We start from the raw sequence: 13,885 nt of genomic DNA on the forward strand, positions 1-13,885 counted from the left end.
TAGTCGACCGCGAACAGCGCCAGGGTGTGGCGCACGCGGTAACCGCTGGGTGCTGACATAGGCCGAACAGTAGCAGCTGAAAACGGGGTCAGAAGCGCGTGAGTGAGGTCTTGCTCACACGGCATTCAGCGCAGCAACAACCAGGCCACGACGACGAGAACGATCAGGCCGATCAGGGCCATTGTCACCTTCGAGCGGGGCATCACTGTTCTCCGGTTTCGACGTCGGTCGACTCGCGGCGATCGAACAGCCGAAACGAGCCATCTACCAGGAGGTTCATCAAATAGGACAGGCCGATCGCAAGCGGTACGACGATGGCGGCGGACACCAAGATCTGGGGAACAAAGGACAGCGAGGTCAACCATTCCTCGACGCCGTCCCACCAGCGGGTCACTTCATCCACTCCGTCACCCTACCGTCTCGACTTTTGTTCACCGTGATTCAAAATGCGGCACCGCGCTGACCTGGCCACCGATTCACCGAGAAGATGACTTGGACGAGAATTGTCGCATCGGTGGCAGCAGGCACCCCACGACAGCATGATAGATCCATGACAACCACATCTGAGGGCAGTAGCAGCGCTGACCTCACCGCGCCTGGACCGAGAACAGCGTCCCACGGCGGCAACTCCCCACTGAACACCCCGTCGCCGGCCTCGGCTCCCCCGGTGCCCCAGAACGCGTTCCCACCCATCGGCGACTACGCATTTCTGTCCGACTGTGAGTGCAACTGCCTGATCGCGCGCAATGGTTCGGTCGAGTGGATGTGTGTTCCCCGCCCCGATTCGCCCAGTGTCTTCGGGGCAGTGCTCGACCGCAGTGCCGGTCACTTCAAGCTGGCCCCATATGGCGTCAACGTTCCAGTCGACCGCCGCTACCTGCCCGGCAGCCTGATGGTGGAGACCACGTGGCAGACCGACACCGGATGGTTGATCGTGCGGGATGCGCTGGTGATGGGTCCCTGGCACGACAACGAGGCGCGCTCACGGACCCATCGCCGCACGCCGACGGACTGGGATGCCAAACACATCCTGCTCCGGACCGTACGTTGTGTGAACGGCACCGTCGAACTGGCACTGAGTTGTGAGCCTGCATTCGACTACCACCGCGGTGGTACCAAATGGGAGTACTCGGGCCCGGCGTACGGCGAGGCGATCGCAACAGCGACCGGGGTGGACGGCGACGCCCGGTCGCTGCGGTTGACCACCAGCCTCAAGCTTGGTCTCGAGGGCCGGGAAGCGCGGGCACGCACCCGAATGGTGGAGGGCGACAACGAGTTCGTCGCGATGAGTTGGGGCAGCCCGGCGGCCCCGCAGGATTGGGCCGAAGCGGCGCAGATGATGTGGGAGACCTCCGAGTCGTGGCGTCAGTGGATCAACGTGGGCCGCTTCCCTGACCACCCGTGGCGCAACTATCTGCAGCGCAGCGCTCTCACCCTGAAAGGCCTCACCTACTCCCCGACCGGCGCACTCCTGGCCGCCGCCACCACGTCGTTGCCGGAAACACCCCAGGGCGAACGTAATTGGGACTACCGGTATGCCTGGGTGCGCGACTCGACCTTCGCTCTATGGGGCCTGTACACCCTCGGACTGGACCGCGAGGCCAGCGACTTCTTCTCCTTCATCGCCGACGTCTCGGGAGCGACGAACGGCGAACACCATCCACTGCAGGTCATGTACGGCGTGGGAGGCGAGCGCACCCTGGAGGAGTCGGAACTGCACCACCTGTCCGGCTACGACGGAGCGCGACCGGTACGGATCGGCAACGGCGCGTACGACCAGAAACAACACGACATCTGGGGCACCATGCTCGACTCGGTGTACCTCAACACCAAGGCCACCGAGACTGTGTCGGAGACCTTGTGGCCCGTCCTCAAGGCCCAGGTCGAAGAGGCGATCAAGCACTGGCGCCAGCCCGACCGCGGAATCTGGGAGGTACGGGGCGAGCCGCAGCACTTCACCTCGTCGAAGGTCATGTGCTGGATTGCGCTGGATCGGGGCGCCAAGCTCGCCGCCATCCACGGCGAGAAGTCATACGTCATGCAGTGGACCGAGATCGCTGAGGAGATCAAGGCCGACATCCTCGAGTTCGGTGTCAACGACCGGGGCGTGTTCACCCAGCGCTATGGCAGCGACGCCCTCGACGCGTCGCTGTTGCTTGTGCCTCTACTCCGGTTCCTCCCGGCCGAGGACCCGCGGGTGCGCAACACGGTGCTCGCCATCGCCGACGAACTCTCTGAGGACGGGCTCGTCCTGCGATACCGGGTCGAAGAGACCGACGACGGGCTCTCGGGCGAAGAGGGCACGTTCACGATCTGCTCGTTCTGGCTGGTCTCTGCCCTGGTCGAGATCGGCGAACTGCCGCGCGCGAAGGTGCTCTGCGAACGTCTGTTGTCGTTCGCCAGCCCCCTCAAGCTCTACGCAGAAGAGATCGAACCGCACACCGGTCGACAGCTGGGCAACTTTCCGCAGGCGTTCACGCACCTGGCTTTGATCAACGCTGTCATGCACGTCATCCGCGCCGAAGAAGCTCAGGGCCACAGCACGTTCATCCCCGCGAACTGACCCGATCTTGGTGGGTTCTGGCGACCATTTCCGCAGGTCAGCGTCGCCAAAATCCACCAAGATCGGAGCATGCGGTCACACCAGGGGCGGATTGAGCTGGGCGAACGCTGCTTGGCGTCGGTAGGGAAAATACGGATACGGGGCGTCTGCGGCGCTCACGACATCGAGACGGGCGATCTGCTCGGGGGCGAGTTCCCAGCCCACGGCTCCCAGATTGTCCCGCAGTTGATGCTCGTCGCGCGCCCCGATGATCACCGACGACACCGTCGGCCTACGCAACAGCCAGTTCAGGGCGACCTGAGGGATAGTGCGGCCTGTCTCCTCGGCGATGGCCGCGAGAACGTCGACCACCGAGAACAGAACGTCGTCGTCCACCGGCGGTCCGGCAGCGGCCGTGGTGTGGAGTCGGCTACCTTCTGGAATCGGTTGTCCGCGTCGGATCTTCCCGGTCAGCCGTCCCCACCCGAGGGGACTCCAGACGAGTGCTCCCACACCTTCCTCGGCGGCGAGCGGCATCAGCTCCCACTCATAATCTCGGCCGATCAGTGAGTAATACACCTGATGCGCCACGTAACGCGAGAACCGTTGTCGTTCGGCAATTGCGAGCGATTTCATCAGTTGCCAACCCGAAAAGTTCGACACACCCGTGTATCGAATCTTGCCTTGTCGCTGCAGCAGATCCAGCGTGCCGAGCACCTCGTCGATCGGCGTCCGGGCATCGAAGGCGTGTAACTGGAACAAGTCGATACGATCGGTCCGAAGCCGACGCAGCGCGAGTTCGACAGCCCGGATCAGGCGCGATCGTGACGATCCCGCATCGAAGGGGCCGTCGCCGGTCGGCAGGCTTGCCTTCGTCGAGATGAGCACGTCATCCCGGCGGCCTTCGAGGGCCGCGCCGAGAACTTCCTCCGACGCTCCCGCCGAGTACACATCCGCGGTGTCGAAAAGGGTGATCCCGGCATCCATACAGAGGCCGACGATAGTTTTGGCCTGTTCGACCCCGGTGTCACCCCAGGCGCCGAAGAGTTCACCCGCCCCGCCGAATGTGCCTGCGCCAAAACTCAATTCGGACACGACAAGACCCGACTGGCCTACCCGACGATACTCCATCACAACTCCTTTAATGGGACATGTTTCCCGTTAGATGAACGTAGCACGTCAAATGCACTAAAGGAACCATCTTCCCGTTAAACTGGATGAATGACCGAACCCGGAACCTCTCGACCCGGCGGGCGAACCGCCGCCGTCCGAGCATCGGTTCTTCGCGCCGCCGGCGATGTGATGGCCGCATCCGGATTGTCGGGACTCGACCTCACCGACGTCGCCGTTCGGGCCGGTGTCGGGAAAACGACGGTTTATCGGCGGTGGGGGTCAGCGGCGAACCTGGTCACAGACTTGCTGTCGGAGATGGCCGCCGAGTCCTCGCCCCGCTCGGACACCGGTTCGTTGTCAGGCGATCTGCACGCCAACGCAGCGCTGGTTTACAGAACCTTGTCAGACGAACGCCAGGGACCGCTGTTCAAGGCGATGATCGCCGCAGCAACGTGCGACCGCGTCACCGCTTCGGCGTTGGAGCACTTCTACGACACCCGAGTGGCGGAATGGGCGCCATGTGTCACCGACGCCATCTCTCGTGGCGATGCCCCTGAGGGAACGAACTCGGAGTCGGCCATCCGACAGGTCTCGGCACCTCTCTACTACCAGTTTCTCACCACGACAAAAAGACTCACCCCAGCCGATGCGGAACGAGCAGCGGACGCCGCTTTGGCCGCGATCGCCGCGGGCCTCTTCCGAAACTAGTTCAAGCCGAGCTACTTTCGGCACGCTCAGCGGTGATATCGGCACGGTCGGCGGCGATATCGGCACGGTCGGCGGCGATTTGCGGCCCGCCCCGCTGCGGGATCAGGTGGGGAGCAAACCGCGGCGGCGCAGGAGAGGATCGATCTCGGCGGGACGACCCAGCAGTTCTTGGTGCGCGATGATCGGGTCGACGCTGTCGCCGCGGGACAAGGTGGTCTCGGCGAATCGCTGACCCAGTTCGGCCGACAGTCCGCCGCCGGACAAGAACCACTGCTCGGTTTCCGCGTCGAGGACCTCGGACCAGATGTACGAGTAGTACCCGGCCGAATAACCGCCCCCGAAGATGTGATTGAAGTACGCGCTCCGGTATCGCGGCGGGATCAGATCGGCCGAGGCTCCCGCCTTCGTCAGCGCGGCTTTCTCGAACGCCTCCACGTCGCTGATGTCGTCGGAGACCGTGACCCGGTGCCACGCCATGTCCAGGATCGCCGCCGCCAGGTATTCGATGGTGCCGTGCGCGGACTCCACATCGGCGTTCGCCCGGGCGGCGTCGGCCAATTCTTGAGGGATCGGCGCACCGGTCTGGTGGTGTTTGGCATACTGCTGCAACACCTTCGGGTGCAGCGCCCACATCTCATTCACCTGCGACGGGAACTCGACGAAGTCACGCGGCACCGAGGTTCCCGATTGCGATGGGTAGCGCACGGTGGACAAGAGCCCGTGCAGCGCATGGCCGAACTCGTGGAACAGCGTGGTCAGCTGGTCCACCGTGAGCAAACAGGGTTGCCCTGGTTCGGGTTTCGTCAGATTGAGGACGTTGACGATGACCGGTCGGGTCTTCAGAAGCAGCGATTGGTCGATGAAATTGTTCATCCATGCCCCGCCCCGCTTACTGGGCCTGGCGAAGAAGTCGCCGAGGAACAGACCGATGGACGCATTCGACCGATCGAAGACCTCCCACACACGAACATCCGGGTGATAGGTCGGCAAACCCGACCGCTCGATGAACCGGAGTCCGTAGAGCTGACCGGCGGCGAAGAACACCCCCTGGTTGAGCACCGCATCGAGTTCGAGATAGTCGGAGAACCCGCCGAGCGGTACCGCAGACCGCTGCTGCTCGTCCTTGGCCAGCCAGTAGGTGAGATCAGAGGGGCCGATGTCCGTACCGACGTCCTGAGCCAGCCGGGTGAGCTCGCGGCCACCGGCTCGCATCGCCGACGACATGAGGTCGGTCAACAGATCTTCGACTGCTTCCGGGCTCGGCGCGGTCTCCTCGGCGATCACGAACTCGGCGTGATCGCGGTAGCCGAGCAGCCGGGCACGCTCGGCGCGAAGCCTGACGATCTCGAGAACCATGTCGCGGGTGTCGTTCGGTCCGCCTCGCGCGCACCGATTCACCGACGCCTCGAACACCCGCCGCCGCGTGTCCGCGTCGTCGAGGGCCGCGACGGTGGACTGGCTCGACGGCAGCTCGATGGCCAACAGATACCCGGTGTCGTGGCCGGCCTCGGACGCCGACCGGCGCGCGGCGGCGATCTGTCCGGAAGAGAGCCCGGCGAGCTTGTCCACGTCGTCGACCAGGACCGCCGACTCGTTGCTCTCGTCGAGGATCCGCTGTCCGAACGCGGTGGTGAGCGTGGCCAGCCGCTCGGAAATCTCCCGCATCCGCACCTGCTCCGCGGGATCGAGGCCCGCGCCCGCACGGATCGATCCTCGGTACCGTTTCTCCAGCAAGCGCAGGGACGGCTCGTCGAGGTCGAGCGATTCCCGGTTCTCGAACAAGGTCTGGATCCGGGCGAACAACCCCGCATGCAGCGCAATGGTGTTGCCGTGAGCCGTCAGCTTCGGCGCGAGCTCCGTGGAGATCGCGTTGCGCTTCGGGTTGGTGTCCGAGCCGCTGAGGTTGAAGAAGGTGCCTGCTGCCCGGGCGAGCAACTGCCCACTGGCCTCGAGCGCCTCGATGGTGTTCGCGAACGTGGGGTGCGCCTTGTCCCCCGCGATCTTCTCGATCTCGTTCAGGTGCGCGGCCATCGCCTCGTCGAACGCGGGGACGAAATCATCGTCGCTGATCGACGGGAAATCGGGCAGGCCGTGCAGGTGCGGGCTCGGGGCGAGAACCGGGTTCGAAGACATGGCCTCGATCCTAGTTGCGCTACTTGCCCTTCGGCTTGTCGCTTGCAGCATCGGACGACAGCGCTGCGACGAAGGCCTCCTGCGGGACCTCGACGCGACCGATGGTCTTCATCCGCTTCTTGCCCTCCTTCTGCTTCTCGAGCAGTTTGCGCTTACGGCTGATGTCGCCGCCATAGCACTTGGCGAGAACGTCCTTGCGGATCGCGCGGATGTTCTCGCGGGCGATGATCTTCGATCCGATGGCGGCCTGGATCGGTACCTCGAACTGCTGACGCGGAATCAGTTCTTTGAGCTTGGTCGTCATCTTGTTGGCATAGCCGGCCGCGCCGTCCTTGTGGACGATGGCGCTGAAAGCGTCCACCGCTTCGCCCTGAAGCAAGATGTCGACCTTGACCAGACTCGAGATCTGTTCGCCGGCCTCCTCGTAGTCGAGGCTGGCGTACCCGCGGGTGCGCGACTTCAGGGAGTCGAAGAAGTCGAAGATGATCTCGGCCATCGGCAGCGTGTATCGCAGTTCCACGCGCGTCTCCGAAAGGTAGTCCATACCTCCGAGCTCGCCGCGGCGGGATTGGCACAGCTCCATGATGGAGCCGACGAACTCGCTGGGCGCGATGACGGTGGTCTTCACGATGGGCTCGTAGATGTTGCGGGCCTTGCCCTCCGGCCAGTCGGACGGGTTGGTGACGACGTGCTCGGTACCGTCTTCCATCTCCACCCGGTACACGACGTTCGGCGCAGTCGAGATCAGGTTGAGCCCGAACTCGCGCTCGAGCCGTTCCCGGCTGATCTCCATGTGCAACAGGCCGAGGAAGCCGCAGCGGAAGCCGAATCCCAGTGCGACGGACGTCTCCGGCTCGTACGCCAGCGCGGCATCGTTGAGCTGAAGTTTGTCCAGCGCCTCACGCAGCACCGGATAGTCGGAGCCATCCACCGGGTACAGGCCCGAGTAGACCATCGGACGCGGTTCGCGGTAGCCGGTCAACGGTTCGGTGGCGCCATTCTTGGCCAAGGTGATGGTGTCACCGACCTTGGACTGACGGACGTCTTTCACACCGGTGATGAGGTATCCGACCTCTCCGACCCCGAGACCCTTCGAGGGCTTGGGATCGGGCGAGACGATGCCGACCTCGAGCAGCTCGTGCGTCGTCCCGGTCGACATCATCTTGATCTTCTCGCGCGGGACGATCTTGCCGTCGACGACGCGGACGTAGGTCACGACGCCGCGGTACGTGTCGTAGACGGAGTCGAAGATCATCGCGCGGGCCGGGGCATCGGACTCGCCGACCGGTGGCGGGATGAGCCGAACCACCTCGTCGAGCAGTTCGGTGACACCCACACCGGTCTTACCCGAGACCCGCAGGACATCGTCGGCATCGCAACCGATGATGTGGGCGATCTCCGCGGCGTACCGGTCTGGATCGGCGGCAGGCAGGTCGATCTTGTTGAGCACCGGGATGATGGTGAGGTCTTTGTCGAGCGCGAGGTAGAGGTTCGCCAGGGTCTGGGCCTCGATCCCCTGAGCAGCGTCGACCAGCAGCACGGCACCCTCGCAGGCCTCGAGCGCACGCGACACCTCGTAGGTGAAGTCGACGTGACCGGGGGTGTCGATCAGGTGCATCACGTAGTCGGTTCCCGCGACATTCCACGGCAGCCGCACATTCTGGGCCTTGATCGTGATCCCGCGTTCGCGCTCGATGTCCATGCGGTCGAGGTATTGAGCGCGCATGTCTCGACCTTCGACCACCCCGGTGACCTGGAGCATCCGATCAGCCAACGTCGATTTGCCGTGATCGATGTGGGCGATGATGCAGAAGTTCCTGATCTTGGCCGGATCAGTGAACGTGGTATCGGAAAGCCTGGGAATTGAACTCACTCCTCGTGTGGAACGCGTGACCCCCAGTTTCTCATGGCCCGGGCCCGCGACTGCCATTCGGTGCGCCCCGAGAGCGGTTAGCGTGAGTTCATGACCGTCACCGAATGGGACTCCGAAGGCGTGGTCGGGGCGTTGCATCGACCGTCCGGTACCGCCGCGGCGGTGGTTGTCCTGGCCCATGGGGCAGGCAGCAACCACAACGCCGCGATCCTGCGAGCGATCGCGGAGGCCCTGACCGAACGCGGCGTGGCGGTGGCGCGCATCGATCTGCCCTACCGCCAGAAACGACCCAAGGGGCCGCCCAGCCCGTCGGGTGCCGCCGGTGATCGCGCCGGGATCGTCGCCGCGTGCGCGGCCTTCCGCGGCGAGTCCTCCGGACCGCTCGTCGTCGGCGGACACTCCTACGGCGGTAGGCAGGCCTCGATGGCGGTGGCCGAGGAGCCCTCCATCGCGGATGGTCTGCTGCTGACGTCCTATCCGCTGCATCCCCCGGGCAAACCGGACCGCCTGCGTACCGAACACCTGCCGGCTATCAGCCGGCCAACGCTGGTGGTCCACGGGGCCAGTGATCCGTTCGGCTCCACCGACGAGTTGACCGCCGCACTCGGCCTGATCGAGGCGCCGACGAGGCTGATCGACCTGCCCAAGGTCGGCCATGACCTCAAGCCGGACCGTTCCGGGGCGCCCGCACTCACCGCGGACGCCGTCATCGAGTTCTTCGGGGTCGGTGCATAGGCTGTTGCGATGGCCGGAAAATTCACCTCGCTCGCGATGTCCCTGGTCCGCCAACACGGTCCACGTCTGCTGAGGGAACTGACGAAGTCGAGCAGTGCGCCGTCCCAGCGGTCTGCTCCATCGGGTAGACCAGCACCATCTCGCAGCGCACCCACCAAGAACCGGGCCCGCCGCATCGACTACTCCCCCGTTCTCGACGGCGCGGCCGATCCGGGCGAGATCGTCTGGACGTGGGTCGAATTCGAGGACGACGCCACCCAGGGCAAGGATCGTCCGGTCCTGGTCGTCGGCCGCGAGGGCGCCGACCTGCTCGGGTTGATGCTCTCGAGCCAGGACCATCACCGCGGCGACACCAATTGGGTCAGCATCGGCACCGGCGACTGGGATCGGATGCGCCGCGAGAGCTTCGTGCGACTCGACCGCGTCCTCGACATCCCGGAGAACGGCATCCGCCGGGAAGGCGCGATCCTGCCGCGCGGCCAGTTCGATAGCGTCGCCGATGTTTTACGACGCAGCTACAACTGGCAGTGAGTTCGCGCGGTCAGGACAGTGGAGCCTGCGTCCACTCGTTGACGAACTCGAGTCCGCTGCGGACGAACAATTGACTGACCGGGCAACGACGCTCGGTCTCGGAGACGAACCGGGCGAATTGCTGCTCTGTTGCATCTGATTCGACGGTGGCTCGCACGGTGACCTTGTCGAAGTTGGCGTTGCCGTCGGCCCCCTGCACCAAGACCGCGGTGTCGAGGTCGCCTTGCACCTCGAACTCGAAGGCACCGAGCGAGATCCCCAGATCTTTCGCCACCAACGACGCCGTCACCTGATTGCAGGAGGTCAGTGCGCCCAGTGCGTAGAACAGGGGGCTCGGTGCCTCGTCTTTGCCGCCGAACGCCGGGTAGGCGTCGGTGTCGAACTCGTGGCCTTTGCCCGAGGTCACCAGATGCTGGGCGACGCCGGTACCGGTGGCCGAGACAACGAACGGAACGACGGATTGTTTTGCTGCAGTGGTCATTACACGACCCTGCCAGACCGGCACCCTTGGGTGCCGCCTTAAAACCAGCCGGATTCCACGCTGGCGCTCAGGCCAGTCGGGTGATTTCGACCTTCACTTCGAGGTCCTTGGCACCGGCGCCGGTGTAGATGCCCTTGAGCGGTGTGACGTCCGAATAGTCGCGGCCGACACCGACCGACACGTGTTGCTCTGAGATCGATACGTCATTCGTCGGGTCATAGCCCCACCAGCCGCCGGTCCAGGCCTCGATCCAGGCATGGCTCTGGCCCTCGACGGTGCGGTTGATCGTCGCCTTGCGATTGGGATGGAGGTAGCCGGAGACGTAGCGGGACGGAACGCCCAGGCTCCGCAACATCACCAGGGACAGGTGGGCATAGTCCTGACAGACGCCCTTCTTCTCTTTCCAGGCCTCAACAGCCGAGGTGTGCACGCCGGTGGTGCCGGGGACGTACTCCATTTCCTGATGGACCCACTGACAGACCGCAAGGACGGCGTCCTGCGGATTCATACCCTTGGTGAGGCGCTTGGCGACCTGCGCCAACTGCCTGCTGTTCGGTACATACCCGGTGTTGCTGAGCACCTCGTCGTATCGATCGAGCACCTCATAGGCGCCCAGGCCCTCCCAGTCGACCTGCTCTTCCTCCGTCGGCATCTCGTCGGGCTCGGTCTCGACCACCGACAACCCGGACACCTCCAGCTCCTCGTGCGGCGCGTGAAGGTCGAATGCGGTGACGGCTGTGCCCCAGTAGTCGGTGTAGCGGTACGACCTGGTCGCCGGGATGGTCTCGACCCGGTTGATGATCACGTTCTGCCGAGTGTCACTGCGCGGCGTGAGCCGGGCCTCGTTGTACGACGAGGTCACTGCCGCGTTGTAGGCGAACCCGGTGGAATGCACAACTCTCAGACGCCAGCTCACAGTTCACTCTCCTCGATGAATCGGTCGACGGAATCGCTCGCCGAGGCATCGGCCCACGCGACGTACGGCGACACGTGGAAGTACTGGGCGGTCACCGCCTCACTGACCTCGCGGCACGTTTCTTGGAGGTCGATCAGCCGGGGTTGCAAGTCGTCCAACAACATTCCTGGTTGCATGAACTCCAACCCGCTACGGGCGCGGCCGAGCAGACGCTGCGCCTCGGCCTGCGCGCCGACCCTGCTCGGACGGTTGTCGAGCTCGAGGAGCTGCTGCTCGGCCAAACTGATCGCGTGAAAGACAGACCGCGGAAAAAGCCTGTCCAACAACATGAACTCGACGACCCTCGTCGCGTCGAGGGCACCGCGATACGTCCTCAGATACGTGTCGTGCGCGCCCGCCGAACGGAGCACGGTGACCCAAGCCGGCGAGCCCGACCGGTCCCCTGCGCGCGACAGCAGCATCCGGATCGTCATGTCCACGCGCTCCACCGAACGACCGAGGAGTAGATAGCGATATCCGTCGTCGTGGCTGAGCGTCGCATCTGCCAGCCCGGCGAACATCGCGGCCCGGTTCTTCACGTACGAGAGAAACTCGTATGGACCCAGTTTCCGGGCCTGCCGCTCGGCGTCTCCGAGACCGTTGTAGGTGGTGTTCAGACATTCCCACATTTCACTCGATGTGACTTCTCTTGCACCACGGGCATTTTCGCGCGCCTGCCCGACGTTGTCCACAATCGAACCGGGTTTGTTCTTCGAGTAGGCGACACGGTCGGTGAGCGACCACGCGTCGAGTTCCTCGTCCTTCGGCGGCAATTCCATCCCGAGTACCTGCAGCACCAGCCGACAGCGACGATCGGGATCGACCGTGGCGTCCTCGAGTAGCTGATGAACCGCGACGTCGAGGATCCTGGCGGTGTCGTCGGCGCGCTCGACATAGCGGCCGATCCAGTAGAGCGATTCTGCGTTACGGGCGAGCATCATCGGCGCACACCACCCTGCTGTTGCTGCTGCTGCTGCTGCTGTTCCTGCTGCTGCGAGGAGGTGTCCGGCCCCTGTTCTGTCGGGGTACTCGGGGCCTGCAGGGCATCACTGCTCACCAGTTCTTCTCCGGAGAGTTCGCGCTCCTCGGCCGATGTCCGGGACGCGAGTACCCAGGTGTCCTTCGATCCACCGCCCTGACTGGAGTTGACCACCAATGACCCCTCCGGCAGGGCGACTCGTGTCAGCCCACCCGGCAGCACCCATACCGATTCGCCGTCGTTGACCGCGAAAGGCCGCAGGTCCACGTGCCGCGGCGCGAGCTTGCCACCGATTTTCGTCGGAACCGTCGACAGCTGCACCACTGGTTGGGCGATCCAGCCGCGCGGATCCAGTCGTACCTTGCGCGCCAACACATTCAGCTCGTCGGCAGTGGCGTCGGGACCGAACACGATGCCGTAGCCGCCCGAACCCTCGACGGGTTTGACGACGAGTTCGTCGATGCGATCGAGAACCTCCTCGCACTCGTCCTCGAGCCAGCAGCGCAGCGTGTCGACGTTGCCGAGGCTCGGCTTCTCTCCCAGGTAGTACTCGATGATCTCGGGCACGTAGGTGTAGGTCAGTTTGTCGTCGCCGACACCGTTGCCCACCGCGCTGGAGATCACGACGTTGCCGGCCCGGGCTGCGTTGAGCAGGCCGGCCACGCCCAGCATGGAGTCAGGGCGGAACTGCATCGGATCGAGGAAGTCGTCGTCGATGCGGCGATAGATGACATCCACGCGCTGCTCACCTTCGGTGGTGCGCATGTACACGACGTTGTCCCGACAGAAGAGATCTCGGCCCTCGACCAACTCGACGCCCATCTGGCGTGCCAGCAGTGAGTGTTCGAAGTAGGCCGAGTTGGCAACACCGGGCGTCAGGACCACGACATTCGGGTCCGCCTCGTTGAAGGCCGCCGAGGCACGGAGCGCCCGCAGCAGGTGTGTGGAGTAGTCGCCGACCGCGCGCACCCGGTGAGAAGCGAACAGGTCGGGGAAGACCCGCGCCATCGTGCGCCGGTTCTCCATCACGTAGGACACCCCGGACGGCGATCGCAGGTTGTCCTCGAGAACCCGGAAGTCGCCGTGTTCGTCGCGGATGAGATCGATTCCGGCCACGTGGATACGTACGCCGTTCGGAGGTTTGATGCCCATCGCCTGACGATGAAAATGCTCGCAGGACGTGATGAGACGTTTCGGAACGACCCCGTCTCGCAGGATCTCCTGCTCGCCGTAGACATCGTCGAGAAACATCTCGAGCGCCTTCACGCGCTGGGTGATGCCCCGTTCGAGCTTGGTCCATTCACCGGCGGAGATGACGCGAGGGACAACGTCGAGCGGGAAGGGACGCTCCTGCCCGGAATGCGAGAAGGTGATGCCCTGATCGATGAACGCGCGACCCAGCGCGTCGACACGGGTTTCCAGATCAGCGCCGTCATAGCCGCCCAGCGACTTGTGAATTCCCTTGTACGGTCCACGGACGTCGGAGTGATCGAACATCTCGTCGTACGCGGCGCCGTAGGGACCGGTGGCGTACCCATTGAAGATTCCCGAGGCCGCGGCCGGCCGGGCGTCGGCCTTGGTGGAGCCTCGTTTCGCCGGCGCCGCACCCCCGTTGCCTTGTGACCCGGCCACCTTGGCAGGTTTCTTCTTGCCCGTTTTCGTCTCGCCGGACACCTTCGCCGCCGTGGCGCGGGTGGCCACGGCGCGCTTTGACCCTGCTGCTGTTGCGGCACTCATGTGACACATGTTGCCGCAAGTGGCTGCTCTCGGCAGTCCCGCGCGCAGGATTGCCTCGGATCACGCTTCTCCGGCACCGGAATTTGGGTCGGCATCGG

At 64.4% G+C, this 13,885-nt stretch carries 12 protein-coding genes; 4 read left to right on the forward strand and 8 right to left on the reverse strand.

Annotated elements, in window-relative coordinates:
- Positions 1-202: 202 nt before the first annotated feature.
- On the reverse strand, positions 203-403 hold the full coding sequence (locus DFR67_RS17840; protein ID WP_110470837.1) for a hypothetical protein: 201 nt from the start codon (positions 401-403) through the stop codon (positions 203-205).
- Positions 404-550: 147 nt separating this feature from the next.
- Between DFR67_RS17840 and DFR67_RS17845 the strand changes: the two genes are divergently transcribed.
- On the forward strand, positions 551-2,563 hold the full coding sequence (locus DFR67_RS17845; protein WP_110470838.1) for a glycoside hydrolase family 15 protein: 2,013 nt from the start codon (positions 551-553) through the stop codon (positions 2,561-2,563).
- A 75-nt stretch (positions 2,564-2,638) separates the two neighbouring features.
- On the opposite strand, the gene DFR67_RS17850 is transcribed toward DFR67_RS17845, so the two are convergent.
- Positions 2,639-3,673: an aldo/keto reductase gene (locus tag DFR67_RS17850; protein ID WP_110470839.1), complete on the reverse strand. Its 1,035-nt coding sequence runs from the start codon at positions 3,671-3,673 to the stop codon at positions 2,639-2,641.
- Between the two features lie 90 nt (positions 3,674-3,763).
- On the opposite strand from DFR67_RS17850, the gene DFR67_RS17855 reads away from it, so the two are divergent.
- Positions 3,764-4,363 carry a TetR/AcrR family transcriptional regulator gene (locus DFR67_RS17855; RefSeq protein WP_110470840.1) on the forward strand — a complete coding sequence of 200 codons (600 nt, stop codon included), beginning with the start codon at positions 3,764-3,766 and terminating at the stop codon, positions 4,361-4,363.
- Positions 4,364-4,465: 102 nt separating this feature from the next.
- Here DFR67_RS17855 and DFR67_RS17860 read toward each other — a convergent pair whose 3' ends face one another.
- The gene (locus tag DFR67_RS17860) at positions 4,466-6,496 is read right to left on the reverse strand and encodes a M3 family metallopeptidase (RefSeq protein WP_110470841.1); all 2,031 of its coding nucleotides are present in this window, start codon (positions 6,494-6,496) and stop codon (positions 4,466-4,468) included.
- Between the two features lie 19 nt (positions 6,497-6,515).
- Positions 6,516-8,426, reverse strand: coding sequence for a translation elongation factor 4 (lepA, locus tag DFR67_RS17865; protein ID WP_110470842.1), 1,911 nt, complete (start codon positions 8,424-8,426; stop codon positions 6,516-6,518).
- Positions 8,427-8,459: 33 nt separating this feature from the next.
- Between lepA and DFR67_RS17870 the strand changes: the two genes are divergently transcribed.
- On the forward strand, positions 8,460-9,104 hold the full coding sequence (locus tag DFR67_RS17870) for an alpha/beta hydrolase family protein (protein WP_110470843.1): 645 nt from the start codon (positions 8,460-8,462) through the stop codon (positions 9,102-9,104).
- Between the two features lie 9 nt (positions 9,105-9,113).
- Positions 9,114-9,635, forward strand: a complete 522-nt coding sequence (locus tag DFR67_RS17875; protein ID WP_110470844.1) for a type II toxin-antitoxin system PemK/MazF family toxin — start codon at positions 9,114-9,116, stop codon at positions 9,633-9,635.
- 10 nt (positions 9,636-9,645) lie between these two features.
- Here DFR67_RS17875 and DFR67_RS17880 read toward each other — a convergent pair whose 3' ends face one another.
- The 4 genes from DFR67_RS17880 to DFR67_RS17895 all read right to left on the reverse strand — a co-directional run bounded on the left by DFR67_RS17880 (position 9,646) and on the right by DFR67_RS17895 (position 13,787).
- Entirely contained in the window at positions 9,646-10,116 is a 471-nt protein-coding gene (locus tag DFR67_RS17880; RefSeq protein WP_110470845.1) for an OsmC family protein, read from the reverse strand.
- A gap of 67 nt (positions 10,117-10,183) precedes the next feature.
- Entirely contained in the window at positions 10,184-11,032 is an 849-nt protein-coding gene (locus tag DFR67_RS17885) for a transglutaminase family protein (RefSeq protein WP_110470846.1), read from the reverse strand.
- Positions 11,029-12,009 carry an alpha-E domain-containing protein gene (locus DFR67_RS17890; RefSeq protein WP_210405209.1) on the reverse strand — a complete coding sequence of 327 codons (981 nt, stop codon included), beginning with the start codon at positions 12,007-12,009 and terminating at the stop codon, positions 11,029-11,031. The genes DFR67_RS17885 and DFR67_RS17890 overlap by 4 nt, the downstream gene beginning before the upstream one ends.
- On the reverse strand, positions 12,009-13,787 hold the full coding sequence (locus DFR67_RS17895) for a circularly permuted type 2 ATP-grasp protein (RefSeq protein ID WP_110470847.1): 1,779 nt from the start codon (positions 13,785-13,787) through the stop codon (positions 12,009-12,011). The genes DFR67_RS17890 and DFR67_RS17895 overlap by 1 nt, the downstream gene beginning before the upstream one ends.
- Positions 13,788-13,885: the final 98 nt, after the last annotated feature.

The organism is Williamsia limnetica, assembly GCF_003217475.1.
Lineage (GTDB): Bacteria > Actinomycetota > Actinomycetes > Mycobacteriales > Mycobacteriaceae > Williamsia > Williamsia limnetica.

Excerpts from the sequence above, each read along its gene's own strand:
- DFR67_RS17845 (WP_110470838.1), top strand. The coding sequence starts at position 551 with ATGACAACCACATCTGAGGGCAGTAGCAGCGCTGACCTCACCGCGCCT.
- DFR67_RS17850 (WP_110470839.1), bottom strand. The coding sequence starts at position 3,673 with ATGGAGTATCGTCGGGTAGGCCAGTCGGGTCTTGTCGTGTCCGAATTG.
- DFR67_RS17855 (WP_110470840.1), top strand. The coding sequence starts at position 3,764 with ATGACCGAACCCGGAACCTCTCGACCCGGCGGGCGAACCGCCGCCGTC.
- DFR67_RS17860 (WP_110470841.1), bottom strand. The coding sequence starts at position 6,496 with ATGTCTTCGAACCCGGTTCTCGCCCCGAGCCCGCACCTGCACGGCCTG.
- lepA (WP_110470842.1), bottom strand. The coding sequence starts at position 8,426 with ATGGCAGTCGCGGGCCCGGGCCATGAGAAACTGGGGGTCACGCGTTCC.
- DFR67_RS17870 (WP_110470843.1), top strand. The coding sequence starts at position 8,460 with ATGACCGTCACCGAATGGGACTCCGAAGGCGTGGTCGGGGCGTTGCAT.
- DFR67_RS17875 (WP_110470844.1), top strand. The coding sequence starts at position 9,114 with ATGGCCGGAAAATTCACCTCGCTCGCGATGTCCCTGGTCCGCCAACAC.
- DFR67_RS17880 (WP_110470845.1), bottom strand. The coding sequence starts at position 10,116 with ATGACCACTGCAGCAAAACAATCCGTCGTTCCGTTCGTTGTCTCGGCC.
- DFR67_RS17890 (WP_210405209.1), bottom strand. The coding sequence starts at position 12,009 with ATGCTCGCCCGTAACGCAGAATCGCTCTACTGGATCGGCCGCTATGTC.
- DFR67_RS17895 (WP_110470847.1), bottom strand. The coding sequence starts at position 13,787 with ATGAGTGCCGCAACAGCAGCAGGGTCAAAGCGCGCCGTGGCCACCCGC.